Source organism: Streptomyces sp. NPDC104371, assembly GCF_055583785.1.
In genome coordinates, this window is sequence record NZ_JBVJNF010000009.1 from 92097 (window position 1) to 116410 (window position 24314).

Below are 24314 nucleotides of genomic sequence, written 5' to 3' on the forward strand. Positions count from 1 at the left end.
CGTACGTCAGCGGCGAGGTGCCGCGAGGAGCTTGCCGCCGACGACGCCCCGGCCGGTGTGGACCGCCGCGACGGCCCAGGCGGTGAGGAGCAGCAGATACAGGCCGACGGCGAGCGCGTCGAAGGCGGCGAGCCCGGTGCGCCGGGCCAGTGCCTCCGCGCCGGTCACACAGGTGCCGACCGGGAACGTGAACGCCCACCAGGTCATCGCGAACCCCATGCCCTGCCGCCGGGCGCGTACCACCAGCGCGGCGGCCAGGCTCAGCCACAGCAGGGCGAAGCCCATGACGGGGACGCCGTAGAGGAGGGCGAGGACGCCGAGGCCACCGGCATAGGGGGCCGGTACGACGTCCGGGGCGGCGGTCGCGATCGCGCCGACGGCGGTGGTGGACTGGCCCAGCGGGCCGAGGACCAGGAACAGGGTCGGGGTCAGCACGAGCGGCAGCGGGCCCGCGGTGATCAGCCGCCCGAGCACCAGCGGCAGCGTCACCAGCGTGGCCAGCAGGCTCAGGCCGAACATCGCGAGGCAGGCGAGCAGCAGGGTCTGCCGGGGCTCACCGGCGGGCAGATGCGGGACCAGCAACGGGCCCAGGGCCGCGGAGACCATGGGCGCGACCAGCGGCAGCAGCCACACGGGGGAGGCCTGGTCCGGCTCGATGCGGTGCCGGGCGACCATCAGATACGGGACGGCGACGGCGGCGACGAGACCGATGACCGTACCGGCCGTGAACAGCACCGCGTTCACGGCGACGGCCGGGCCCGTGCCGATCCAGTCCCGGCCGACCGCCATGGTGCCGCCGCCGACGGCCAGCAGGGCCATCGCCAGACAGCCGTAGAACGGGGCCATCGCGGGATCGAGGAGATGGGCGCGGGCCTGGTCGCGGTGGTGGACCCAGTGCAGGGTCCGGGCGGCGAGCAGGGTGCCGAGCAGGGCCGCGGACAGCGCCCAGACGGCCGCGGCGACCGTCCGCAGGCCGGGCAGGTGCGCGGCGCCGGGCAGGTGGACACCGGCCGTGGCCACGATCGCGGTGCCCATCACGGCGGCGTACCAGTTCGGTCCGAGATGCCGTACGGCGGCGGCGCGGGGACGGCGGGCGGGCGGGGCGAGGGGCTCGACTGTGACGACCATACGGACACGCTCGCGCCGGGCCGGGTTCCTCACCAGGGGGTATGGCTCTATGAGGGCATAACCTGGGCTTATGAGCAAGGGTGGTGACGGCGGGCCGCCGGTGGCCGGTCTGGCGCACCGGGTCCCGGATCTGGGTGCGCTGGAGCTGCTGCTGGCCGTGGCGCGGCTGGGCAGCTTCGGGCGGGCCGCGCGGGAGCTGGGGATCACCCAGCCCGCGGTGAGCAGCCGGATCCGGTCGATGGAGCGGCAGCTCGGCGTGGCGCTGGTGGAGCGCTCGCCGCGGGGTTCGCGACTGACCGACGCGGGGGCGCTGGTCACCGACTGGGCGCGGCGGATCGTGGAGGCGGCGGAGGCGTTCGACGCGGGGGCGCAGGCGCTCCGGGGGCGCCGGGACTCCCGGCTGCGGGTGGCCGCGAGCATGACGATCGCCGAGTATCTGCTGCCGGGCTGGCTGATGGCGCTGCGCGCCGAGCGGCCCGATACGGCGGTGTCGCTGCTCGCGGGGAACTCGGCGACGGTCGCCGAGCGGCTGCTCGCCGGTGAGGCGGACCTCGGGTTCGTGGAGGGGCTGGCCGTGCCGCCGGGCTTCGACTCGGCCGTCGTCGGCCATGACCGGCTGGTCGTGGTGACCGCGCCGGGGCACCCCTGGGCGCGCCGCCGCAGCCCGCTCCCGGCCGAGGAGCTGGCGTCGACCCCGCTGATCCTCCGCGAGGAGGGCTCGGGCACCCGGCAGGTCCTGGACACGGCCCTCGGCGGTCTGGCCCGCCCGCTGCTCGAACTGTCCTCGACCACGGCGGTCAAGTCCTCGGCGGTCAGCGGCGCGGGCCCGGCCGTGCTGAGCGAACTCGCCGTCGGGGAGGAGCTGTCGGCCCGCCGCCTGGTGAGCATCCCCGTCGCGGGCGTACGCCTGGACCGGACCCTGCGCGCGGTGTGGCGCACGGGCCACCGTCCGACGGGGCCGGGCCGCGACCTGCTCGGGCTGACACGGGGGTAGGGCCCGGCGTGTGAACGGCCCTCGCAGACCCGGGAGATGGTGGGCCCTGCCCAGCACCGCATAGAGTGATCAGAGTGAGCAGTGCGCCCCCACCCGGCTGGTACCGCGACCCCTCCTACCCGCTCACCGAACGCTGGTGGGACGGAGCGGCGTGGAGTGACCACCGACGCCAGCCCCAGACACCCGAGCAGCCCCTGGCCTCCCCGCCGCCCCCCGAGCGCGGCAACTCCCGGCGTACGAAGGTGATCGCGCTCGCCACGGCCGGTGTCGTCCTGGTCGCGGGCGTCGTCGTCGGCGCGGTCGTCCTCGGGCGCGGCGGAGGAGACGACGCGCATGCCGCGTCCTCGCCCACGCCCCCGCCGCCGGCCCCCACCGACACCACGGACTCGCCGTCCCCGTCCCCCTCCGGCAGCGGGGATCCGCATGTCGTCGTGGACCAACTCAACGGTGTCACCTACCCCGTGCTCAAGGGCTGGGGCCTTCCCAAGGACCCCGTGGACGACACCACCGTGCTGACCACGGACCCGGAGACGTTCGACTGCCCCGGCGACGCCGGTCTCTGCTACCACGGCCTCGTGTACTCGCGTACGGGCGCCACCGGCACGTCCCTGGAGAACCTCGTCAAGGACGACATCAAGGACGCGGCGGACGTGGCGTACGGCCGCAACGGGATGGACGCGCGGCCCTACGGCGACATCACCTCCCACCAGGTGGTGAAGTCCGGGCAGGTCGCGGTCGCGGGCCGCGCCGGGTACTTCGTGCGCTGGCGCGTCAACACCACGAAGGGGTCCGGAGGTTACGTCGAGTCGATGGCCTTCGCGTCCAGCACGGGCTCGCAGGCGCCCGTGCTCGTCCGCTTCGTCTTCCAGGCGGGCCCCGACGGGCCGCCGCTCACCGACATGGACCGGATCACCCAGGGGATCCGCTCGGTCGACGGCTCGGGGACGGGCGGGGGTGTGGGCAGCAGCATCGGCACCGGTCAGTGACGGTCCCGGCCAGTGACCGCACGGTCATTCGGTCACTCGGGCACTCGGTCATTCGGGCACTCGGTCAGAGGAAGGTCCGCCCCTCACCGCGGTACGTCGGCACCGTCGCCGTGACCGTGTCGCCCTCGACCAGGTGCAGCGCGTCGAAGCGTTCGCACAGCTCGCCCGCCTTGGCGTGCCGGAACCACACCTTGTCGCCGATGAGCAGGTCGTCGGCCGGTGCGCCCAGCAACGGCGTCTGCACCTCGCCGGGACCCTCCTGCGGGTCGTAGACCAGGCCTTCGGGCAGATACGGGACGGGCAGCCGGTCACGGCCCGCGGCCCCCGACGCCGGATAGCCGCCGCCCAGTACGGTCACCACCCCGACCCCCGGCCTGCGGACGACCGGCAGGGCGAACAGGGCGGCCGGACGGCCCCTGAACGACGTGTAGTTGTCGAACAGCCGCGGTACGTACAGCCCCGAGCCCGCCGCGACCTCCGTCACCGCGTCCTCGGCAGCCGTGTGCTGCACACTGCCCGTGCCGCCGCCGTTGACGAACTCGAGTCGCGGGGCCACGGCCCGTACGGCCCGCACCACCTCGGCACGCCGCCGCGCCAACTCCCGGCGCGCGGTGGCCTGCATCAAGCGGACGGCCCGTGACCGCAGCGGCTGTCCGGCCACCGAGTCCCCGACCCCGGCGACATGACCCTCGTACGCCATGAGCCCCACCAGTTCGAAGCCGGGCGTCCGCGCGACCAGGCGGGCCAACTCCACGATCTGGGCCGGGGAATGGAGCGGGGAGCGCCGCGCGCCGATCCGTACGCGTCCGCCGAGCAGCTTCAGCGAGGTGTCCAACTCCAGGCAGATACGGACGACTTCGGTACCGCCCTGGCGGGCGCCGTCGATCAGGCGGAGCTGGGCCGGGTCGTCGATCATCACGGTGACGGCGGCGGCGAGCTTGGGGTCGGCGGTCAGTTCGGCGAAGCCCTGCCGGTCGGCCGACGGGTAGGCGAGCAGGACGTCCTCGACGCCGGAGCGGGCCAGCCACAGGGACTCGGCGAGGGTGAAGGACATCACGCCCGCGAAGCCCTCGCGGGCCAGGACGCGTTCGAGCAGAGCACGGCAGCGGACGGACTTGCTGGCGACCCGGATCGGCTTGCCGCCCGCCCGGCGCCGGAGGTCGTCGGCGTTCGCGTCGAACGCCGCCAGGTCCACGATCGCGAGCGGGGCGTCGAGGTGGGCGGTGGCCCGGTCGTAGCGGGTCCGGTCCGAGGCACGGGCAGTCATGAACGAAGCCTGCCAGATGCGAATACCGCAGGGTAGAGGGATGTTCCGGGCAGATGCCCCGGCGCCGCGGACCGGGGTCCCGTTTCCCGCGGTTCTCCCCGTAGAGTGACGCGCACGCGAGGAGCGGGGGCTCGGCCCGGTGCGGACACCTGGGATGGGCGTCCGCCGCCACGGGTATGCCTGCCCGAAACGGGCGGCACGTCCCGACCGCGCCGGATCCGGGGTGGCCCGGCCACACGACGAAACGGGGGGTGCATGAGCACGGAAGCACGCCGCCCCTCCATCCCCCCACACCCCTCAGCCCCCCCACGCCCCACGACCCCACCACCACCGCCGGACGAGGAGACCACCGACCCGGCGCCGTCAACTCCTCGCGGCGAAGCCGCTGGTCCGGCCCCCTCAACTCCCCGCAGCGAAGCCGCCGATCCGGTTCCCTCGGTTCCCCGAAGTCGTCTCGGTGGCCCAGTCCCGCCCCCTCCCCAGCGTCCGCCCGTACCGGCGGGTGGGTCCGGGCCGCCGCCTCCTGTGGCCTCTGCGCGGTTTCCTGATGTGCCGCCGGTTGCGGGAGGGGCGCCCGAGGAGGCCGTGGAGACCACCGTGCGGCTGCGGGTGCGGGCCGCTGTGGTGGCTCGGCCTCGGGTGACTCTCGCGCAGCCCGATACCTCCGATGTCGACACCGCGCGTCCGCGGCGCTTCGGTGCGCGGTCCAGGGTGGTCGCGGCAGCCGCCTGTCTGGTGCTCGGGCTCGGGCTCATCGGTGGTGCCGCGGCCGGGAGTTGGCTCACCGAGGAGTCCGACGGCGGAACCCGGGACGCGTACGCCGTGACCGGCGCCCTGTGGCACAGCGTGCCCGTCGACCAGCTCTTCCCGCCCACCCTCCACGGACCCGGCGCGGGCCCCGGCGGCGCCGACCGCACCTGGACGCGGATCGCCGTCGCCCCCGACAGCGGCTGCAAGGACGCCTTCGACCCCCTCCTGAGCACGGCCCTCGCCCCCGCCGGCTGCCTGCGCCTGCTGCGCGCCACCTACCTGGACGCGACCCGCAGCCATGTCACCACCGTCGGGCTGCTGTTCACCCGCGCCGACGCCGCCGCCATGCGCGCCCTGCACCACCGCTTCAAGGACGAGGGCCTCGACCGGCGCACCGATCTGATGCCCCGCCCCTACGCCGTACCGGACACCGCCGCCGCCGACTTCGGCGACGCCCAGCGCGCCTCCTGGGCGATCTCGGTGCGCACGGACGCCCCCGTCGTCGTCTACACCGTCTCCGGCTTCGCCGACGGCCGCCCCGTCAGCGAACCGCAGCCCGCCGCGCAGGCCAGGAAGACCGGCGCCACCACGGCCCCCGCCCAGGCGGGCCTCGGCCACGAGGCGGCGGGCGTCGCCGACCGTATCGAGGCGCGCCTGAAGCGAACCGTCACCTCGGCCACGGAGAAGCCGTCATGACCCGCACGGCCGGTGCCCGGCTCCTCGCCGCCCTCCTCGTCGGCTTCCTCGCCCTGGTGCCCTCCACCGCCGCGCACGCCGACGGGATACGCGCCCAGCAGTGGGCCCTGGACGCCCTGCACGTCCGGGAGGCCTGGCGCACCACCGAGGGCCAGGGCGTCACCGTCGCCGTCCTCGACACCGGGGTCGACACCGGCCATCCCGACCTGGCGGGCAACGTCCTCGAGGGCAAGGACATGGTCGGCTTCGGCGCCCACAGCGGTGACCGCGCCTGGGCCCGGCACGGCACCGCGATGGCCGGCATCATCGCCGGGCACGGCCACGGCATCGGCGACGCCGACGGGGTCATGGGCATCGCCCCGAAGGCGAAGATCCTCCCCGTCCGCGTCATCCTGGAGGACGGCGACCCGGCCCGCGTCAGGGCCCGCACCAGCCGCGGCAACGCCCTGGCCGCGGGCATCCGCTGGGCCGCCGACCACGGCGCGGACGTCATCAACCTCTCCCTGGGCGACGACTCCGCCTCCGCGCACCCCGAAGCGGCCGAGGACGAGGCCGTGCAGTACGCCCTGAAGAAGGGCGCCGTGGTTGTCGCCTCGGCCGGCAACGGCGGCGAGAAGGGCGACCACGTCTCGTACCCGGCGGCCTACCCCGGCGTCATCGCCGTGACCGCCGTCGACCGCTACGGCACCCGCGCCTCCTTCTCCACCCGCCGCTGGTACGCCACGGTCAGCGCGCCCGGCGTCGACGTCGTCATCGCCGACCCGGACCGCAAGTACTACGAGGGCTGGGGCACGAGCGCGGCGTCCGCGTTCGTCTCGGGTGCCGTCGCGCTGGTCAAGGCGGCGCATCCGGATCTGTCCCCGGCGCAGCTCAAGCAGCTCCTGGAGAAGACGGCCCGGAACGCCCCGACCGGTGGCCGCGACGACTCCCGCGGATTCGGCTTCGTCGACCCCGCGGCGGCCGTCAAGGAAGCGGCGCACCTGCACCCGGAGGACCTGCGGACGACGGCGTACGGCCGGGAGTACTTCGGCCGGGGACCGGACCGGACCGACGGCCCGCGCTCCCTCGGCTGGGCGGGCCCGCTCGCGGGCGCCCTCGGCGTGGTGCTGCTGGCCTCGGCGGTGCTGCTGTGGCGCAGGCGCCCGGACAGGGGCGGCGCACGCCTGGTGGACCCGCCCCGCTAGGCTCGGTCACCGTGGCGAACTTGAACATTCCCGACCCCGGCTTCTCCGACGACGACGGCTCCGCCGACCCCCGGCTGAGCGCGGCGCTCGCCGCCTGGGCCGAGGACAGGACCGCCGTGGGGCCGGTCCTGGAGGCCCTGAAGGGCACGCGCGTCCTCGTCCCCGTCGTCGCGGTGCTCGGTGAGGTCTTCGGCGAGTCCGAGGACGGGCACCACTGCAAGGGCGCCGGGCTGCGCCGCGCGAAGACCAGCGAGATGGCCGTCCCGAGCCTCAAGGCGGGCGACCGCACGGCCCTGCCCGCCTTCACGTCCACCGACGCCCTGACCCTGTGGGACCCGGCGGCCCGCCCCGTCGCCGTCCCTCTGGAGCAGGCCATCCACGCGGCCATCCACGAGAAGGCCGACACGCTCCTGCTGGACATGTCCGGGCCCGTGCCCTTCGAACTGACCGGCACCGCGCTGCTCGCCCTCGCCGAGGGCCGCACCACGACCGACCCGCTCGCCGACCCGGCCGTCACCGACGCCGTACGCGCCGCGGTGGCCGCCGAGCCCGCCGTCCTGCGCGCCCACCTGGGGCCGGGCGAGGCGGACGGCATCCTGGCGCTCGTCCTGGACCCCGCCGCGACGGCGGCCGAGGCCGTCCGCGCGGTGGCGGGCCGCATGGCCGCCGACGACACACTGAGGGCCCGCCTGGTGCGCGGCCTCGACCTGGCAGTCCTGCCGGCCGAGGCGACGCCGCCGGGCGAGCCCCTGTTCGTACGCGCGTGACCCGGTGCCCCTTGCCGGGGCACCGGACGACGTCCTAGCCGTAGACCGGGCCGGTGTACTTCTCACCAGGGCCCTGGCCCGGCTCGTCCGGGACGATCGACGCCTCACGGAAGGCCAGTTGGAGCGACTTCAGGCCGTCCCGCAGCGGGGCCGCGTGGAAGGAGCTGATCTCCGTCGCGCTCGCGTCCAGCAGCCCGGCCAGCGCGTGCACCAGCTTGCGGGCCTCGTCCAGGTCCTTGTGCGCGTCGCCCTCCTCGGTCAGACCGAGCTTCACGGCGGCGGCGCTCATCAGGTTCACGGCGACCGTCACGATCACCTCGACCGCGGGGACCTCGGCGATGTCGCGGGTCATGCTGTCGAAGTCGGTGCTGTCGGGGGCGGCCGTCGCGGCCGGGCCCTGCGCGGGGGAGGTGTCACTCATGCTCCCCACGATAGGCCCCGGTGCGCGGCGCCCCGCGCCCAGGAGGCCGCGTGAGCACGCGGTACGAGCACCGGCGGACACCGGTTCGCACCAGCCCCGGTGAGCTGCTAGCCTTGTGTGACGACCGGCCGGACACGGCAGTGTTCCGGCCCACAAGTGGAGGCTCCGATCTCCCACCTGACCGTCCCCAGGACGGCGGGTCACCGGTCAGACGAACGTCACCTCTCCGTACGGACGGTGAAGTCGTCCGAAAGCGCGCCCCGCGGCTCACCGCGGCGGTGCTCCGGAAATCTCGGAGTCCCGCCTGTGTTCCGTCCGGGGCATTTTTCATGCGCCGAGATGGTTGGTCCCCATGTCAACCGGACATACGCGGCTGTCCAGCCAGGCGGCCGTATGGTGCTACCGAGGAGGATCCATCAGCGCCGAGCCCCGCATCAACGACCGGATTCGCGTTCCCGAGGTGCGACTTGTCGGTCCCAGTGGCGAGCAGGTCGGCATTGTGCCGCTTGCCAAGGCCCTGGAGCTTGCGCAGGAGTACGACCTGGACCTGGTCGAGGTCGCGGCGAACGCCCGTCCGCCCGTGTGCAAGCTCATGGACTACGGGAAGTTCAAGTACGAGTCGGCCATGAAGGCCCGTGAGGCGCGCAAGAACCAGGCGCACACGGTCATCAAGGAGATGAAGCTCCGGCCGAAGATCGACCCGCACGACTATGACACCAAGAAGGGTCACGTCGTCCGGTTCCTCAAGCAGGGCGACAAGGTCAAGATCACGATCATGTTCCGTGGTCGCGAGCAGTCCCGGCCCGAGCTGGGCTACCGACTGCTGCAGCGTCTCGCGGAGGACGTCCAGGACCTCGGTTTCGTCGAGTCGAACCCGAAGCAGGACGGCCGGAACATGATCATGGTTCTCGGTCCGCACAAGAAGAAGACCGAGGCGATGGCCGAGGCCCGTCAGGCGCAGGAGGCCCGCAGGGCGGAAGCGAAGGCCAACCCTGGTCGCTCGCAGAATGCCGCTGACGCCGAGATCGCCGAGGCAGAGACCACCGAGGCCGAGACGGCCGAGGCTTCCGCAGAGGCCTGATCCCGGGGCGAAGCCCCGGGGGAACGCCGGACGTACGGACGTACGACCGCCGCACAGCGGACGTACGCACCCCGGAAAGCCCGGGACGCCAGTCCCAGGTTGTAACCGAAACAAGAGCGACGCTCCATCGTGCCCGGTTCTCGTGACCGGGCACCGGAGCGCCACCGACGAGGAGAGAACGGCGCTATGCCGAAGAACAAGTCGCACAGCGGTGCCAGCAAGCGCTTCAAGGTCACCGGCTCCGGCAAGGTGCTCCGTGAGCGCGCCGGCAAGCGCCACCTGCTCGAGCACAAGTCGTCTCGTCTGACGCGTCGCCTCACCGGCAACGCCGAGATGGCCCCGGGCGACGCCAAGAAGATCAAGAAGCTTCTCGGCAAGTGACGCGGCGGCGCGTGAGCGCCCTGCGTCCGGACCGGGACCCAATCGTTTCCGGGCCGCGTGAGTACCCCCGCGGCCCCGCTACAAGGAGTTAACAAGTGGCACGCGTCAAGCGGGCAGTCAACGCCCACAAGAAGCGCCGGGCGATCCTCGAGCAGGCCTCCGGCTACCGCGGTCAGCGTTCGCGCCTGTACCGCAAGGCCAAGGAGCAGGTCACCCACTCGCTGGTCTACAACTACAACGACCGCAAGAAGCGCAAGGGCGACTTCCGTCAGCTGTGGATCCAGCGCATCAATGCCGCTGCCCGCGCCAACGGCATGACCTACAACCGCTTCATCCAGGGTCTGAAGGCCGCGAACGTCGAGATCGACCGCAAGATCCTCGCCGAGCTCGCCGTCAACGACGCGGGTGCGTTCGCCGCGCTCGTCGAGGTCGCGCAGAAGGCGCTGCCGTCGGACGTGAACGCGCCGAAGGCGGCGTGACGTCGCGCCGGCGCTCGCCGGACAGGAACGGACCCGCAGGCTTACGCGGCCTGCGGGTCCGTTCGCGTGAGACCCCAGATCCGTACGTTTCGAAGGTGACCCCCATGCCCCCCGCCACCCCCGAGCTGATCTCCCCCCGCTCACCCCGCGTCCAGGCCGCGCGCAAGCTGGCCAAGCGGAACGTCCGGGGCAAGGAGCGACTGTTCCTCGCGGAGGGGCCGCAGGCCGTACGGGAGGCCGCCGGGCACCGCGCCGACGGCGGGGCCACGCTGGTCGAGCTGTTCACCACCCCCGAGGCCGCGGAGCGGTACGCCGACATCATCGGCGAGGCACGCACCGCGGGCGCGCGCGTCCACCTCGCCGCCGAGGAGGTGATCGCCGACATCTCCACGACCGTCACCCCGCAGGGCCTCGTCGGTGTCTGCCGCTTCCTCGACACCCCCTTCGACGCGATCCTCGCCGCCCGCCCGAAGCTCGTCGCCGTCCTCGCCCACGTCCGTGACCCCGGCAACGCCGGGACCGTACTGCGCTGCGCCGACGCGGCCGGGGCCGAAGCCGTGATCCTCACCGATGCCTCCGTCGACCTGTACAACCCCAAGGCCGTCCGCGCCTCCGTGGGCTCCCTCTTCCACCTGCCCGTCGCCGTCGGCGTCCCCGTCGAGCGCGCCGTGGCCGGGCTCAAGGACGCGGGCGTACGGATCCTGGCCGCCGACGGAGCGGGCGAGCACGACCTGGACGAGGAGCTGGACAAGGGCACCATGGGCGGCCCCAGCGCCTGGGTGTTCGGCAACGAGGCCTGGGGACTGCCGGAGGAGACCCGGGCGCTGGCCGACGCCGTCGTGCGCGTGCCCATCCACGGGAAGGCGGAGAGCCTGAACCTCGCCACCGCCGCCGCCGTATGCCTCTATGCTTCCGCCCGTGCACAGCGCGCCACCGGCGGGTGCCGTTCCCATACCCACGGCTAGTAGGGTGGCGGGCTCGGGCGGCGGGGACCCCAGGAGCGCAGTGACGCAGTCCCACGCCAGCAGAGAGGTGGGATACGGGGATGAGGGTCGGCACGAGCAGGGCACCGGGCACACGGGACGCGTACCCTCCACCCGCGTCCTCGTACGGTGATCCCGCCGCACCCGGTACCGCCGGACCCGGTGTCAGCGAAGCCGGTGTCGACCCGGACGAACTCCCCGACGGGCTCGTGATCGCCGACGAGCAGGGCCGGGTGATCCGCTTCAACGCCGCCGCCGAACGCGTCACCGCCGTCCGCGCCGCCGACGCCCTCGGGCAACCGTTAGCGAACGCCCTGCCGTTGGAGGATCTGGAGGGGCGCCGCTGGTGGCAGCTCACCGACCCCTACGGAGGGCTCGCCATCCGGGTGCGCCAGCCCGAGCGCAATCTGCTGCTGCCCGGCGGCCGGGAAGTACTCGTCTCGGCCCGCTACGTCCGCGCCCGCCCCACCGGACCGGTCCGCCGGGTCGTCGTCTGCCTGCGCGACACCGAGGCGCGGCGCCGCACCGAACGCAGCCACGCCGAACTGATCGCCACCGTGGCCCATGAGCTGCGCTCGCCCCTCACCTCCGTCAAGGGCTTCACCGCCACGCTGCTCGCCAAGTGGGAGCGCTTCACCGACGACCAGAAGCGGCTGATGCTGGAGACCGTCGACGCCGACGCCGACCGGGTCACCCGGCTCATCGCCGAGCTGCTGGACATCTCCCGGATCGACTCCGGGCGCCTTGAGGTGCGCCGCCAGCCCGTCGACCTCGGCGCCGCCGTCGGACGGCACATCCAGGCCTACGTCACCGCAGGTCAGCCCGTCGACCGGTTCCTGCTGCGCACCGAGCGGCCGCTGCCCGCGCTCTGGGCCGACCCCGACAAGATCGACCAGGTGCTGGGCAATCTGCTGGAAAATGCGGTGCGGCACGGGGAGGGAACCGTCACGATCGATGTCACGCCCTCGGCGTCCCCCCGCGAAGGGGCGGACCCGGGCAGCGACGACAACACCGCCACGTCGGTCACGGTGAGCGACGAGGGCCCCGGCATCCCGGAGGAATCCATGAACCGCGTCTTCACCCGCTTCTGGCGGGGCAGCAAGCGCGGTGGCACCGGGCTCGGGCTCTATATCGTCAAGGGCATCGTGGAGGCCCACGGCGGCACCATCACGGTCGGGCGCGCCCGTGGCGGCGGCGCCCAGTTCCGATTTACGTTGCCCGTGGGCACCCCGGCGCATCTCCAGTAGGAGCGGTCCGAGCACCCACGGGCGCATTTCCTCACCTCAGCCCCGTTAGACTCGGCCTTTGGCACCTTTGCGTCCCGAAGTCGGCGACGATCAGTCATCGGACGAGTGACGGGGACCTATCAGCCAGCCAATCGGAAGCACGGGAAGAGATGTCGGCACCCAATAAGTCGTACGACCCTGTCGAGGTCGAGGCCTTGAAACCGGAAGAGATCGAGCGCATGCGGGACGAGGCGCTCGCCGCCTTCGCCGCCGCGGACTCCCTCGACGCCCTTCACGAGGCCAAGGTCGCCCACACCGGCCCCGCCTCGCCGCTGTCCCTGGCCAACCGCGAGATCGGCGCCCTGCCCCCGCATGCCAAGGCCGAGGCCGGCAAGCGCGTCGGCATGGCCCGCGGCGCGGTGAACAAGGCGCTCGCCGCCCGCCAGACGGAACTGGAGGCCGAGCGGGACGCCCGCGTGCTGGTCGAGGAGTCGGTGGACGTCACGCTGCCCTACGACCGCGTACCGGCGGGCGCCCGGCACCCGCTGACCACGTTCATGGAGCGCGTCGCGGACGTCTTCGTGTCCATGGGGTACGAGGTCGCGGAGGGCCCCGAGGTCGAGGCGGAGTGGTTCAACTTCGACGCCCTGAACTTCACGCCCGACCACCCGGCCCGGCAGATGCAGGACACGTTCTTCGTCGAGGGCCCGAAGGGCGATCACGGCGAGTCCGGTGTCGTGCTGCGCACCCACACCTCGCCCGTGCAGGCCCGCTCCCTGCTCGACCGCGAGCCGCCCGTCTACATCGTCTGCCCCGGCCGGGTGTACCGCACCGACGAGCTGGACGCCACGCACACCCCGGTCTTCCACCAGATCGAGCTGCTGGCCATCGACGAGGGCCTGACCATGGCGGACCTCAAGGGCACCCTGGACCACATGGTCAAGTCGCTCTTCGGCCCGGAGATGAAGACGCGGCTGCGCCCGAACTACTTCCCCTTCACCGAGCCGTCCGCCGAGATGGACATGCTCTGCTACGTCTGCAAGGGCGCCTCCGTCGGCAACCCCGACCGTCCCTGCCGTACCTGCTCCAGCGAGGGCTGGATCGAGCTGGGCGGCTGCGGCATGGTCAACCCCCGGGTGCTCACCGCCTGCGGTGTGGACCCCGAGAAGTACAGCGGATTCGCCTTCGGGTTCGGCATCGAGCGGATGCTGATGTTCCGCCACAACGTCGAAGACATGCGAGACATGGTCGAGGGTGACGTCCGGTTCACCCGGCCGTTCGGGATGGAGATCTGATGCGGATCCCGCTTTCTTGGCTGCGGGAGTACGTCGACCTGCCGGCGACGGAGACCGGGCGCGACGTCCAGGCCAAGCTCATTTCGGTCGGCCTCGAGGTCGAGACCGTCGAGCAGCTCGGCGCCGATCTCAAGGGCCCCCTGGTCGTCGGCCAGGTGCTCACCATCGAGGAGCTGGAGGGCTTCAAGAAGCCGATCCGGTTCTGCACGGTCGACGTCGGCCAGGCCAACGGCACGGGTGAGCCGCAGGAGATCGTCTGCGGCGCCCGCAACTTCGCCGTCGGCGACAAGGTCGTCGTGGTCCTGCCGGGCGCCGTGCTGCCCGGCGGCTTCGCGATCTCCGCCCGCAAGACCTACGGCAAGAAGTCGCACGGCATGATCTGCTCGACCGACGAGCTGGGCATGGGCGACGACGGCACCAAGGGCATCATCGTCCTGCCGCCGGAGTACGAGGTCGGCACCGACGCGATCGAGCTGCTCGAGCTGGTCGACGAGGTCCTCGACATCGCGGTCACCCCCGACCGCGGCTACTGCCTCTCGCTGCGCGGCATCGCCCGCGAGGCCGCCATCGCCTACGGTCTGCCGCTGCGCGACCCGGCGCTGCTCGACGTCCCGGCGCCGAACGCCTTCGGCTACCCGGTGAAGATCTCCGAGCCGCACGGCTGTGACCGCTTCGTCGCCCGTACGGTCTCCGGCCTCGACCCGGAGGCGCGCTCCCCGATCTGGCTGAAGCGTCGGCTTCAGAAGGCCGGTATGCGCCCGATCTCGCTGGCCGTCGACGTCACCAACTACGTGATGCTGGAGCTGGGCCAGCCCCTGCACGCCTACGACCGCGCCCGCGTCCAGGGACCGATCGGGGTGCGCCGGGCCGAGCCGGGCGAGAAGATCGGCACCCTCGACGGCGTCTCGCGCACGCTGGACGCCGAGGACCTCGTGATCACCGACGACCGCGGCCCCATCGGCCTCGCGGGCGTCATGGGCGGCGCCAACACGGAGATCGCGGACGACGACCACGAGACCGGTGGCACCACCGACGTCGTGATCGAGGCCGCCCACTTCGACGCGGTCACGATCGCGCGCACGGCCCGCCGCCACAAGCTGTCCTCCGAGGCGTCGCGCCGCTTCGAGCGCGGTGTCGACCCGCAGGCCGCCTCCGCCGCCGCCCAGCGCACGGTCGATCTGCTGGTGCTGCTCGCGGGCGGCACCGCCGACGCGGGCGTCACCGAGGTCGTCGCCCCGTCCGCGCCGCGCACGATCACCATCCCGGCCGACCACCCCGACAAGGTGGCGGGTGTGGCGTACGGCCGCGAGACCGTCGTCCGCAGGCTCCAGGAGGTCGGCTGCGCCGTCTCCGGTCAGGACGAGCTGGTCGTCACCGTCCCGTCCTGGCGGCCCGACCTGAACGACCCCAATGACCTGGCCGAAGAGGTCATCCGGCTGGAGGGCTACGAGAACCTGCCCGCCACGCTGCCGAAGCCCCCGGCCGGTCTCGGGCTGACCGACCGCCAGCGGCTGCAGCGCCGTATCGGGCGGGCGCTGGCCGGTGCCGGGTATGTCGAGGCGCTGAACTACCCGTTCCTCGGTGCGCAGGTCTTCGACCAGTTCGGCCTGGCCGACGACGACGCCCGCCGTACGGTCGTCAAGCTGGTCAACCCGCTCTCCGACGAGGAGCCCGCCCTTCGTACGACGCTGCTGCCGGGCCTGCTCGGCGCGCTGCGCCGCAACGACGGCCGCGGCTCGCACGACCTCGCGCTGTTCGAGACGGGGCTGGTCTTCCAGCCGCGTACGGAGCGGTGTGTCGCCGTACGCCTGCCCGTCGACCGTCGGCCGACCGACGAGGAGGTCGCGTCCCTGACCGCGGCGCTCCCCGAGCAGCCGCGGCATGCCGCGGTGGTCCTCGCGGGCGCCCGTGAGCAGACCGGCTGGTGGGGCAAGGGCCGCCCGGCCGACTGGGCCGACGCCGTCGAGGCCGCGCGTACCCTCGCCCACGAGACCGGGACCGAACTGATCGTCCGCAAGGGCCAGTTCGCTCCCTGGCACCCCGGCCGCTGCGCCGAGCTGGCCGTGCTGGTCGACGGGGCCGAGAAGGTCATCGGGTACGCGGGCGAGCTGCACCCGGGCGTCGTGAAGACCCTGGGCCTGCCCGCGCGCACCTGCGCGATGGAGCTGGACCTGGACGTGCTGGAGGAGGCGGGCGCGGGTCTTGTGAAGGGCCCGCGGATCGCCACCTTCCCGGTCGCCACCCAGGACGTCGCGCTGGTCGTGGACGCGGCCGTGCCGCACGCGGACGTCGAGGCGGCGCTGCGCGAGGGCGCCGGTGAACTGCTGGAGTCCGTCCGGCTGTTCGACGTCTACGAGAGCGAGCAGCTCGGCGCGGGCCGGAAGTCGCTGGCGTACGCGCTGCGCTTCCGCGCCGCCGACCGCACGCTGACCGTGGACGAGGCGTCCGCGGCCCGCGACGCGGCGGTCGCCCTGGCCGCCGAGCGCACCGGGGCCGTACTCCGCGGCTGACCCCCGCTGTCGCGCGGTTCCCCACGCCCCTGCACGGGGTCGTGGGGAACCGCGCGACTGTTTCCACCGAACCCGCACCCGCCGGGCCGACCGCATGGCCCGGCCCTTTCGGCGGAGTGCCGTCGCCGACATGCCGTCCGCCCGGCCACGGAGTGCCGGGCAGGCGGCCGGGCGGACGGCTCGGAACGGGCCGTCGCACTGGAACGAGGGGGAGCCGACGGCCCGGTCGGCCTCTTGCGAGGTCTCTCAGTGAACCGGCCCTCGCCCCGGCGCGACAGCGCGCGTACGGCCCGGATGCTCGCATTTGGTTCACACCCCGTGTGAACCGGGGCGCACTACGCTGTCCCCACCGAGCCGACGGGGGGCCTTCCATGCAGCCCAACACACTGCTCGACGCGATTCTCGACGAGGCCGGGGTCTCCCATGCGGGCCTGGCCGCCCATGTCAACCAGGCGGGACGGGCCCGCGGACTCGCGCTGAGGTACGAACACACCGCCGTGGCGCGGTGGTTGAAGGGTCAGCGGCCCCGCGGCCAGGTGCCCGACCTGATCTGCGAGGTGCTCGCCGTCCGGCTGCACCGCCCGGTGACCCTGGACGACATCGGCCTCGGCGTCCCCGGCGAACCGGCCGCCTCGCACGGCGCCGGTCTGTCCGGCTTCGTGGAGCGGGCCACCGCGCTGTGGCGCTCGGACGAACAGCAACGCCCCCATCTCCTGGGCGCCCCGGCCGTCACGGGCACCCCCGCCGTCATGCCGGTATGGGAGTGGGAGAACCCGCCCGAGGACGTCGACGTCTCCCGGGGCGGCCGGCAGCGGGTCACCGTGGCCGACATAGACATGCTGCGCGCGGCCCGCGCCCACTACGAGCAGATGTACCGCAAGGCCGGTGGCATCGCGACCCGCAGCCGGGTCGTCGGCTTCCTCAACACCGAGACGGCGCCCCTGCTGCGCGGCGGCTACACCGACGCGCTCGGCCGCCAACTGCACCGCGCCACAGGCGGGTTGGTGGCGATCGCGGGCATCTGCGCCTATGACTCGGACGCCCACGGCCTCGCCCAGCGCTACTTCCACCAGGCGCTGCGCCTGGCGAAGGCCAGCGGAGACCGGCGGCTCGGCGCGTATGTGATAGCCCTGCTGGTCAACCAGTCGCTGTTCATGAGGGAGTACCGGCAGGCCGTCGCGTTCGCCGAGGCCGCGCTGCGCACCGCGGGCCGGCACATCACCCCGGCGCTCGCCTCCGACCTGTACGCGATGCAGGCGAAGGCGTACGCGCATCTCGGCGACGCGACGAGCGCCCTGTCCTGCATCCGGCAGGCCGAGTCGGCCGCCGAGCGCATCCGGCGCGGCCATGAACCGGACGAGACCGGCTACGTCCAGCCCGGCCTCGTCAACGTCCAGGTCGCGGAGGCGCTGCTCAGCCTCGGGGACGTGGCGGCGGCGGGGGAGCACGCGGCGGCGGCCGTGGACACGCCCGCGCACGACCGCGGCCGGGTGCACCGCCTCGCCATGCTCACCCAGATCGAACTGCGCCAGGGCAACGCGGACAAGGCGGCGGCCACGGCGGTCGAGATGACCGAGCAGGCGCGGGGCGTGGAGTCCATGCGGCTGCGCGACAGACTCCGGGCGGTGCGGGAACACCTCGTACGCAACGGCAGTGCCGGAACGGCCGAAGCGGCCGAACTCATCGACGCGGCCCTGCGCGTACCGCTGTAACCACCGCCCCACCCCCCCCCGGCCGAAGAGCCGTGCTCCCTGACCGGTGCGCGTGACGACTGCGCCCGCGCCTGCGCCGAGTGTGCGCCGCTGTGAGTCTTCCGAGCCGACGCTCCCGCTGCCTGAGATGACAGTCGAACTGCGATATTGCCACTTCACTCAGCGGAAGGTGGCATTACCGTGCAGTGGACGAAACTGAACGAACAGACTGTGTACGCAAATCGCTGGTTCAGCGTCAATCTCGCAGATGTCGCGTTGCCCGACGGCCGTCATCTCGACCACTTCCTCATACGGATGCGGCCCGTGGCCGTGGCCACGGTCGTGAACGAGGCCAATGAGGTCCTGCTGCTGTGGCGGCACCGCTTCATCACCGACAGCTGGGGATGGGAGCTGGCGGCGGGCGTCGTCGAGGACGGCGAGGACATCGCCGCGGCGGCGGCCCGTGAGCTGGAGGAGGAGACGGGCTGGCGGCCGGGACCCCTGCGGCACCTGATGAGTGTCGAGCCGTCCAACGGACTGACCGACGCCCGGCATCACATCTACTGGGCCGACGAGGGCGAGTACGTCGGACATCCCGTGGACGACTTCGAGTCGGACCGCCGGGAATGGGTGCCCCTCAAGCTCGTCCCCGACATGGTCGCCCGCGGCGAGGTCCCGGCCGCCAACATGGCAGCCGCGCTGCTGCTGTTGCACCACCTCAGGCTCGGGCAGGACATCCATCCCTGATCCCCGCCACCGGGGCCTGCGTGGAGTTCGGGTCCCGCACGGGCCCTGGGGCGGCCGGTGCCTTGCGTGGCACTAGCGCCCCAGGGCCTGCCATATGGTCACGGCGAGCGCGCCCACGGACGTGAGGGCCGCGACCGCGGGCAACGGCCAGCGGGTGTGTTCCAGTTGGACGATCCGCCCACTCAGATCGTCCAGATCCTTGGCTGTCTCTTCGGCACGATGGCTGAGCAGCGCCAGCCCTCCCTCGACATGGGCGTTGCCCACATCGAGGCGACGGCGTAACTCTGCGAGTTCCCCCTGAAGAACAGGATGCTCGGGGTCGGCGGGCACGAGTCCGCTCCTTTCCGTAGTCGGCACATCCCTTGCATACGCATGGAGAGTCAACTCGCCTGGTGGGCGCGTGGGGAGAGTGCGCGAGGGGCATATGCGAGTCCGCCGCGCACACGGTGTGTGAATGCCGCGGACCCGGCACCGGCCAAGGGTGCCGGGTCCGCGGGGAGTTGACGGTGACAGTCCGTCACGAGTTGTACGTCTCCGTCGCGCCCTCCGAGCGCACCCCGCAACGGGCTGGCTCTTTGGTGCCGTTGGCGCAAGTGCGCCGCCGCCTTCCCTTCTTCGCCTCCCTGTCTCACGGATAGCTTTCGGCTCGCACCCCTTGGCGATCACACGGGACGCCCCACCCGGCCGTTCCGTGCTGCTCGCTGACCTCCGGGGTGACGATCCGTTCAGCTAGGAGAGGCAGATGCCGAATTCCGCACGCGGGAGATCTCGGAGACGACTGCTCAGTACGTCTGTGGCGGTCGCGCTCGGGACGATGATCGCGGGCCTGCCGGCCGCGGGCGCCGTCCAGGCGGCGACCGGTACGCCGTCGGGCACCGCGTCCCAGCTCGTCGGCGCCACCGAGCAGCACAAGCCCCGGTCCGTGACGCTCATCACCGGCGACAAGGTGACGCTCACTCAGGGACCGGACGGCAAGCGCGCCGTCACCGTGACCCCCGCCCCCGGTACCGCCAAGACCTACCGCACCCTCACCACTCCCGACGGCGATCTGTACGTCTACCCGTCGGACTCCGTGGCCGGTATCGCCGCTCAGACGCTCGACCGGAACCTGTTCAACGTCACACGGCTGCTGGCCGACGGCCAGGCGGACGGCTCCACCGACCGGGTCCCGGTCATCGTCGAGTACGCCGACAAGGCCTCCCGTGCCACCCTCACCCGCCGTGCGAAGGACCTGCCGTCCGGCAAGCCGGGCGTGGTGCTCGACCGGCTCGACATGGCGGCGGTCCGGGTCGAGAAGAAGGGCGCCGCGGGCTTCTGGCACGCCGTCACCCCCGCGCTGACGAAGAAGAACGCCGCCGCGCGGTCCTCGTCCGCCACCGGCCCCGTCGCGAAGATCTGGTACGACGCGAAGGCCAAGGTCGCCCTCGACCAGAGCGTGCCGCAGATCGGGGCACCCGCGGCCTGGGCGGCGGGACTCGACGGCAAGGGCACCAAGGTCGCCGTCCTCGACACCGGCGTCGACACCACCCACCCCGACCTCAAGAACCGGATCGGCGCGACCAGGAGCTTCCTGACCGGAGTCGACACCGTCACCGACGGCCATGGCCACGGCACCCATGTCGCGTCGACCGTGGCGGGCACCGGCGCGGCGTCCGACGGCCGCCTCAAGGGCGTCGCCCCCGGGGCGGAGCTGATGATCGGCAAGGTTCTCGACGACGCGGGCAGCGGACCCATCTCCGGGATCATCGCCGGTATGGAGTGGGCCGTCGACCAGGGCGCGGACGTCGTCAGCATGAGCCTGGGCTCAGCGGCCTCGACCGGCGGTGACCCGACCCGGGAGGCCGTGGACCGGCTCAGCGCCTCCAGCGACACCCTCTTCGTGGTCGCCGCGGGCAACAGCGGACCCGGCGAGTCGACCTTGGACTCCCCGGGCACCGCCGACTCCGCCCTCACCGTGGGCGCGGTCGACAAGTCGGACCACATGGCGGAGTTCTCCAGCCGAGGTCCCCGCGTCGGCGACAGCGGCCTCAAGCCCGATCTGACCGCTCCCGGCGTCGGCATCGTCGCCGCACGCGCCGCGGGCACCGCCATGGGCACGGTCGTCGACGAGCACTACACCTCGGCCAACGGCACCTCGATGGCCACCCCGCACGTAGCGGGCGCGGCGGCGCTGCTCAAGGAGCGCTACCCGGACTGGACCGGCGAGCAGCTCAAGGCGGCGCTCGTCTCCCACACCCAGCAGGGTGACACCACCGTCTACGACCAGGGCAGCGGTCGCACCGCGGTCGACGCCAGCCTGGACGCGTCCGTGGACATCGAGGGCAACGTCGACTTCGGCTTCCTCGACTTCGACCCCAAGAACGCCCCGGAGCCGCGCACGCTGACCCTGCGCAACCGTTCCGACAAGGCCGTGACGGTCTCCCTGGCCGCCGAGGCCACGAGCGGGTCCGGCAAGGCACTGCCGGCGGGCGCGCTGACGTTCGCCGCGCCCGAGGTCACCGTCGCGGCGCACGGCACCGCCCAGGCGAAGGTCACGCTCGACCCGGCCGAGGCCGAACCCGGTGTCTACTCCGGCGCGGTGACCGCCTCGGCCGACGGCGCCGCCGTGGCGCACACGGCCGTGGGCTTCACCCGTGACACCGAGCGGTTCGACCTGACCGTACGTCTGAAGGACCGGCACGGCGGGACCGCGAGTTCGGCCGACGTCCTCGTCATGGGTCTCGACAACGACACCTTCGAGCCGCGCACGGTCAGCGGGGTCACCAGCGAGACCTTCCGCGTGCCGAGCGGCCGTTACGCCGTCCTCGGCTCCGTCGCCACCGGCACGAGCGGCTTCCCGCTCGACTACGAGTTCTACCGGACACACGAAGCGACGGACCTCTACGACCTCGACGACGTCACCGTGGCCAGAGCGGCCACCGCGGTGAGCGTGGACGCTTCCAAGGCCGTCGACGTCAAGGCGAAGGTCGCGGACGAGAAGCGGCCCCTCGAGCGGTCCGCCCTCGACTACGAGGTGACCCGGATCAACGAGAAGCGCATGGGCACGACCTACAGCGTGATGGCCTACCCCTCGTCCTCGGACGAGGTGTTCGGCGTGATCCCCAGCGCCGCGCCCCGCAGCGGCACCTCGGCCGTCTCGTTCTTCGAGCGCAACACCCAGCCCGTCCTGACGGCGGACGTCAAGGGAGCCCACGGGTTCCCGCTGACCGTGCGGACCGCGCCCGATCTGGCCCGGTTCAGCGGCACCAAGAACCTCGCCGTGGTCGACGCGGGGACGGCGTCCCCCGCGGACCTCGCCAAGGTGGACGTCAAGGGCAAGGCCGCTCTGGTCCGCCACGACGACCCCGTGCACATCGGGAACCGGCTCGAGGCACTGAAGGACGCGGGCGCCGCGGCCGTCGTCCTGCTGCCCGTGCCCGACGCCCCGTACAACGTGTACACGGCGACCTCCTCGCTCCCGGTCTTCGCCACCGGCGCCTCCGACGGCGCCGCGCTCGCCCAGCGCGTCTCGCAGGGCGCGACCACCATCACCCTGCACGGCCGGGAACACTCCGCGTACGCGTACTCGGGGCAGTGGAGCTTCGAGAAGGGGATACCGGAGAACCCCTCCCTCACAGCGCACAAGCGGGACTTCGCCACACTCCACAACAGCGTGTACGGCGACGACGGCCCGTCGAAGGCCTGGTACTCCCTCAGCTCCTGGAGCCCGCTGTTCCCCTTGTCGATCCGTCCGTGGCAGCAGGTGCGGCGCGGCGTCACGTATGACGAGTACGTCTACGCCGCCGATTCCCGCCAGCAGTTCCTGCAGATGATGGCGCCGGGCGAGGAACCCTGGCTGTTCGAGCTGGAGACGCCGAAGACGTACCGGCCCGGTCAGGTCGTCGACGGGACCTGGTTCGCTGGGCCTCTGACACCGGCCCCGCTGGGGTCCCGCACCCCGTGCGTCTTCTGCCGCACCGGTGACACCTTCCTGCTGTACACGGCGCCGCACGACTCCGAGCCGGACCACGTGCTGTCGGACTCCTTCTCCAGCGGCACCTGGGAGGCGTACCGCGACGGCGAGCCCATCGACGTCTTCATGGGAATCGCCGACGGCGTGCCGGAGAAGGCCGACTACCGGTTCGTGACGAAGTTCGCCTACGACAGTGCGAACGCGGTCGAGGGCATCCGGCACAGCACCGACATCACGACCGACTACCGCTTCACCTCGCAGGCCCCGACCGACCAGGCCGCTGACTGCGGTATCAGCGACATGGAGTACTGCGCCTACGAAGCGGTGATCAACCCCGGGTACGACCTGCGACTCGACCTCCTCAACCGGGCCCAGGCCAACAAGCCGTACTCCTTCACCCTCGACGCGGATCGCCCGGAGGGCTGGAAGGGCTCCACGGCGACCTCCGGGGCGAAGGTGTCCGTCAGCTACGACGGCGGGACCACGTGGCAGCGGACCGAGGTGAAGCGGCTGGACCAGGACTCCTTCCGGGTCTCCTACCGTCACCCGAAGCTCGCGTCCACCGACGGCTATGTCGCGGTCAAGGTCGAGCTATGGGACGACCACGGCAGCCGCACCTTGCAGAGCATCGAGAAGGCCTATGCGCTGCGCTGACGGCGGGCGGGTGAGAGGCACGGCATGAACACAGGGGCCGGGTACGGGTGTTGCCGCCCGCGCCCGGCCCCTGTACGTCATCGGACCACCCGGCTCGGGCGGCATCAACCCTGTGTCTCGGCGACCCGGACCCAGCCGCGCTGCGCCGCGTACCAGCCGAGTTGCATACGGGTCGCGACACCGGCGCGGTTCATCAGGCCACGCGCGCGGCGCAGTACGGTGCGACGACCGACGCCGAGGTGGCGGGCGACCGCCTCGTCGGTCAGCCCGCTCAGGAGCAGGGTGAGCAACCGGGTGTCGTCGACGTCGAGTTCCGCGCGTGCCTGGGTGGACACCGAGGCACGGTCGAGGGGCACGCTGTCGGCCCAGACCCGTTCGAACAGCTCGATCAGCCCGTCGAGCAGCGGGCTCGGTCTGATGATCGCGGAGGCGCCGGGGAACGTCACGTCGCCCCAGAGCGCGGGCAGGACCGCCACCTCGCGGTCGACGATCATCACCTTCATCGGCAGCCGGGCCGTCACCCTGGCCTGTTCGCCCGCCTCGACGCACTGATCGATGCGGGCCATCGCGCCGGGGTAGGCGACGGCCTGCCGGTCGTAGACGGTCCGGTAGGACACGCCCGTGGACTGCTGCTGGAGCTGGACATCGTTGTCTACCGACCAGTAGGGAGGGGTGTCGAAGTAGAGCACCTCGCGGCGGGCGTCGCGCCGTATCTGGTCGGCGCGGCGCGCGACCGCGCTCTCCGGCGTGTACTCCACCGGCACCTTGCCGCGCTCCTGGTGGCCGGTGCTGTGGTACTCCTCGGCCAGGCGTGCCAACTCGGCCTGTGCGACGGCCAGTTCCTGCATCCGGTGGCGGACCAGGACCTCCCCGGCCACGTCGGGCGGCAGCGCCTCGAAACGCCCGTCCTTCTCGGCGACCACCAGGCTCCGGACGATCAGCCTCCGCAGGGCCGCCACCACCTCCTCGGCGGGCACGCCGAGCGCCGCGGCCACCTTCCCGGAACTGCGGGCCCCGCCGTGGATCAGCTCTGTGTAGACACGCGTCTCGATGTCCGACAGCCCCAGAACTTCCAGCATCGCGTTCCCTTTCCCGCCCCGGCCGTCGGTGTCGGCCATGGCT

At 72.4% G+C, this 24314-nt stretch carries 20 protein-coding genes; 15 read left to right on the forward strand and 5 right to left on the reverse strand.

The features are described 5' to 3' along the window. Nucleotides 1–6: 6 nt before the first annotated feature. The gene (locus ACZ60T_RS25575; protein ID WP_469668020.1) at nt 7–1128 is read right to left on the reverse strand and encodes a TDT family transporter; all 1122 of its coding nucleotides are present in this window, start codon (nt 1126–1128) and stop codon (nt 7–9) included. A 70-nt stretch (nt 1129–1198) separates the two neighbouring features. On the opposite strand from ACZ60T_RS25575, the gene ACZ60T_RS25580 reads away from it, so the two are divergent. Then, on the forward strand, nt 1199–2122 hold the full coding sequence (locus ACZ60T_RS25580; protein ID WP_469668021.1) for a LysR family transcriptional regulator: 924 nt from the start codon (nt 1199–1201) through the stop codon (nt 2120–2122). 74 nt (nt 2123–2196) lie between these two features. Beyond that, nucleotides 2197–3108, forward strand: a complete 912-nt coding sequence (locus ACZ60T_RS25585; RefSeq protein ID WP_469668022.1) for a DUF2510 domain-containing protein — start codon at nt 2197–2199, stop codon at nt 3106–3108. Between the two features lie 64 nt (nt 3109–3172). Here the strand turns inward: ACZ60T_RS25585 and ACZ60T_RS25590 are convergent, their stop codons facing one another. Further along, nucleotides 3173–4375: an amino acid deaminase/aldolase gene (locus ACZ60T_RS25590; protein ID WP_469668023.1), complete on the reverse strand. Its 1203-nt coding sequence runs from the start codon at nt 4373–4375 to the stop codon at nt 3173–3175. Between the two features lie 585 nt (nt 4376–4960). Between ACZ60T_RS25590 and ACZ60T_RS25595 the strand changes: the two genes are divergently transcribed. The 3 genes from ACZ60T_RS25595 to ACZ60T_RS25605 are packed head-to-tail and all read left to right on the forward strand — an operon-like array spanning nt 4961 to nt 7772. Then, nucleotides 4961–5821, forward strand: coding sequence for a hypothetical protein (locus ACZ60T_RS25595; protein WP_469668024.1), 861 nt, complete (start codon nt 4961–4963; stop codon nt 5819–5821). After that, nucleotides 5818–7005, forward strand: a complete 1188-nt coding sequence (gene mycP, locus ACZ60T_RS25600) for a type VII secretion-associated serine protease mycosin (RefSeq protein ID WP_469668025.1) — start codon at nt 5818–5820, stop codon at nt 7003–7005. The genes ACZ60T_RS25595 and mycP overlap by 4 nt, the downstream gene beginning before the upstream one ends. Nucleotides 7006–7016: 11 nt before the next feature. Then, entirely contained in the window at nt 7017–7772 is a 756-nt protein-coding gene (locus ACZ60T_RS25605; protein ID WP_469668026.1) for an SseB family protein, read from the forward strand. Between the two features lie 34 nt (nt 7773–7806). Here the strand turns inward: ACZ60T_RS25605 and ACZ60T_RS25610 are convergent, their stop codons facing one another. Beyond that, nucleotides 7807–8193, reverse strand: a complete 387-nt coding sequence (locus ACZ60T_RS25610) for a DUF1844 domain-containing protein (RefSeq protein WP_252423748.1) — start codon at nt 8191–8193, stop codon at nt 7807–7809. A 352-nt stretch (nt 8194–8545) separates the two neighbouring features. Between ACZ60T_RS25610 and infC the strand changes: the two genes are divergently transcribed. The 9 genes from infC (at nt 8546) to ACZ60T_RS25655 (ending at nt 18586) form a co-directional block, all read left to right on the forward strand. Further along, entirely contained in the window at nt 8546–9274 is a 729-nt protein-coding gene (infC, locus tag ACZ60T_RS25615) for a translation initiation factor IF-3 (RefSeq protein ID WP_365635197.1), read from the forward strand. 186 nt (nt 9275–9460) lie between these two features. Then, the gene (rpmI, locus tag ACZ60T_RS25620) at nt 9461–9655 is read left to right on the forward strand and encodes a 50S ribosomal protein L35 (protein WP_007829094.1); all 195 of its coding nucleotides are present in this window, start codon (nt 9461–9463) and stop codon (nt 9653–9655) included. Nucleotides 9656–9750: 95 nt separating this feature from the next. After that, complete coding sequence (rplT, locus tag ACZ60T_RS25625; protein ID WP_252423736.1) at nt 9751–10134, forward strand: 50S ribosomal protein L20; 384 nt, start codon at nt 9751–9753, stop codon at nt 10132–10134. A gap of 104 nt (nt 10135–10238) precedes the next feature. Further along, nucleotides 10239–11099 carry a TrmH family RNA methyltransferase gene (locus tag ACZ60T_RS25630; protein WP_365635194.1) on the forward strand — a complete coding sequence of 287 codons (861 nt, stop codon included), beginning with the start codon at nt 10239–10241 and terminating at the stop codon, nt 11097–11099. An 80-nt stretch (nt 11100–11179) separates the two neighbouring features. Then, on the forward strand, nt 11180–12364 hold the full coding sequence (locus ACZ60T_RS25635) for a sensor histidine kinase (protein WP_365635191.1): 1185 nt from the start codon (nt 11180–11182) through the stop codon (nt 12362–12364). 149 nt (nt 12365–12513) lie between these two features. Further along, entirely contained in the window at nt 12514–13638 is a 1125-nt protein-coding gene (gene pheS / locus ACZ60T_RS25640; RefSeq protein WP_365635188.1) for a phenylalanine--tRNA ligase subunit alpha, read from the forward strand. Then, a complete protein-coding gene (pheT, locus tag ACZ60T_RS25645) occupies nt 13638–16148 on the forward strand; it encodes a phenylalanine--tRNA ligase subunit beta (RefSeq protein ID WP_469668027.1) in 2511 nt (836 codons plus the stop codon). Before pheS ends, pheT begins: the two co-directional genes overlap by 1 nt. A gap of 371 nt (nt 16149–16519) precedes the next feature. Then, nucleotides 16520–17860 carry a transcriptional regulator gene (locus ACZ60T_RS25650; RefSeq protein ID WP_469668028.1) on the forward strand — a complete coding sequence of 447 codons (1341 nt, stop codon included), beginning with the start codon at nt 16520–16522 and terminating at the stop codon, nt 17858–17860. A 180-nt stretch (nt 17861–18040) separates the two neighbouring features. Next, nucleotides 18041–18586 (forward strand): NUDIX domain-containing protein, encoded by a 546-nt coding sequence (locus ACZ60T_RS25655; RefSeq protein ID WP_252423724.1) that lies wholly within the window; start codon nt 18041–18043, stop codon nt 18584–18586. 72 nt (nt 18587–18658) lie between these two features. Here the strand turns inward: ACZ60T_RS25655 and ACZ60T_RS25660 are convergent, their stop codons facing one another. Further along, nucleotides 18659–18916: a hypothetical protein gene (locus ACZ60T_RS25660; protein WP_365631350.1), complete on the reverse strand. Its 258-nt coding sequence runs from the start codon at nt 18914–18916 to the stop codon at nt 18659–18661. A gap of 463 nt (nt 18917–19379) precedes the next feature. On the opposite strand from ACZ60T_RS25660, the gene ACZ60T_RS25665 reads away from it, so the two are divergent. Further along, on the forward strand, nt 19380–23192 hold the full coding sequence (locus ACZ60T_RS25665; protein WP_469668029.1) for a S8 family peptidase: 3813 nt from the start codon (nt 19380–19382) through the stop codon (nt 23190–23192). A gap of 104 nt (nt 23193–23296) precedes the next feature. On the opposite strand, the gene ACZ60T_RS25670 is transcribed toward ACZ60T_RS25665, so the two are convergent. After that, nucleotides 23297–24271 (reverse strand): TrmB family transcriptional regulator, encoded by a 975-nt coding sequence (locus ACZ60T_RS25670; protein ID WP_469668030.1) that lies wholly within the window; start codon nt 24269–24271, stop codon nt 23297–23299. Nucleotides 24272–24314 lie beyond the last annotated feature (43 nt).

What these genes read in the sequence shown, in the direction of transcription:
- ACZ60T_RS25575 (WP_469668020.1), bottom strand. Translation starts at nt 1,128, where the DNA reads ATGGTCGTCACAGTCGAGCCCCTCGCCCCGCCCGCCCGCCGTCCCCGC.
- ACZ60T_RS25580 (WP_469668021.1), top strand. Translation starts at nt 1,199, where the DNA reads ATGAGCAAGGGTGGTGACGGCGGGCCGCCGGTGGCCGGTCTGGCGCAC.
- ACZ60T_RS25590 (WP_469668023.1), bottom strand. Translation starts at nt 4,375, where the DNA reads ATGACTGCCCGTGCCTCGGACCGGACCCGCTACGACCGGGCCACCGCC.
- mycP (WP_469668025.1), top strand. Translation starts at nt 5,818, where the DNA reads ATGACCCGCACGGCCGGTGCCCGGCTCCTCGCCGCCCTCCTCGTCGGC.
- ACZ60T_RS25610 (WP_252423748.1), bottom strand. Translation starts at nt 8,193, where the DNA reads ATGAGTGACACCTCCCCCGCGCAGGGCCCGGCCGCGACGGCCGCCCCC.
- infC (WP_365635197.1), top strand. Translation starts at nt 8,546, where the DNA reads ATGTCAACCGGACATACGCGGCTGTCCAGCCAGGCGGCCGTATGGTGC.
- rpmI (WP_007829094.1), top strand. Translation starts at nt 9,461, where the DNA reads ATGCCGAAGAACAAGTCGCACAGCGGTGCCAGCAAGCGCTTCAAGGTC.
- ACZ60T_RS25630 (WP_365635194.1), top strand. Translation starts at nt 10,239, where the DNA reads ATGCCCCCCGCCACCCCCGAGCTGATCTCCCCCCGCTCACCCCGCGTC.
- ACZ60T_RS25635 (WP_365635191.1), top strand. Translation starts at nt 11,180, where the DNA reads ATGAGGGTCGGCACGAGCAGGGCACCGGGCACACGGGACGCGTACCCT.
- pheS (WP_365635188.1), top strand. Translation starts at nt 12,514, where the DNA reads ATGTCGGCACCCAATAAGTCGTACGACCCTGTCGAGGTCGAGGCCTTG.
- pheT (WP_469668027.1), top strand. Translation starts at nt 13,638, where the DNA reads ATGCGGATCCCGCTTTCTTGGCTGCGGGAGTACGTCGACCTGCCGGCG.
- ACZ60T_RS25650 (WP_469668028.1), top strand. Translation starts at nt 16,520, where the DNA reads ATGCAGCCCAACACACTGCTCGACGCGATTCTCGACGAGGCCGGGGTC.
- ACZ60T_RS25670 (WP_469668030.1), bottom strand. Translation starts at nt 24,271, where the DNA reads ATGCTGGAAGTTCTGGGGCTGTCGGACATCGAGACGCGTGTCTACACA.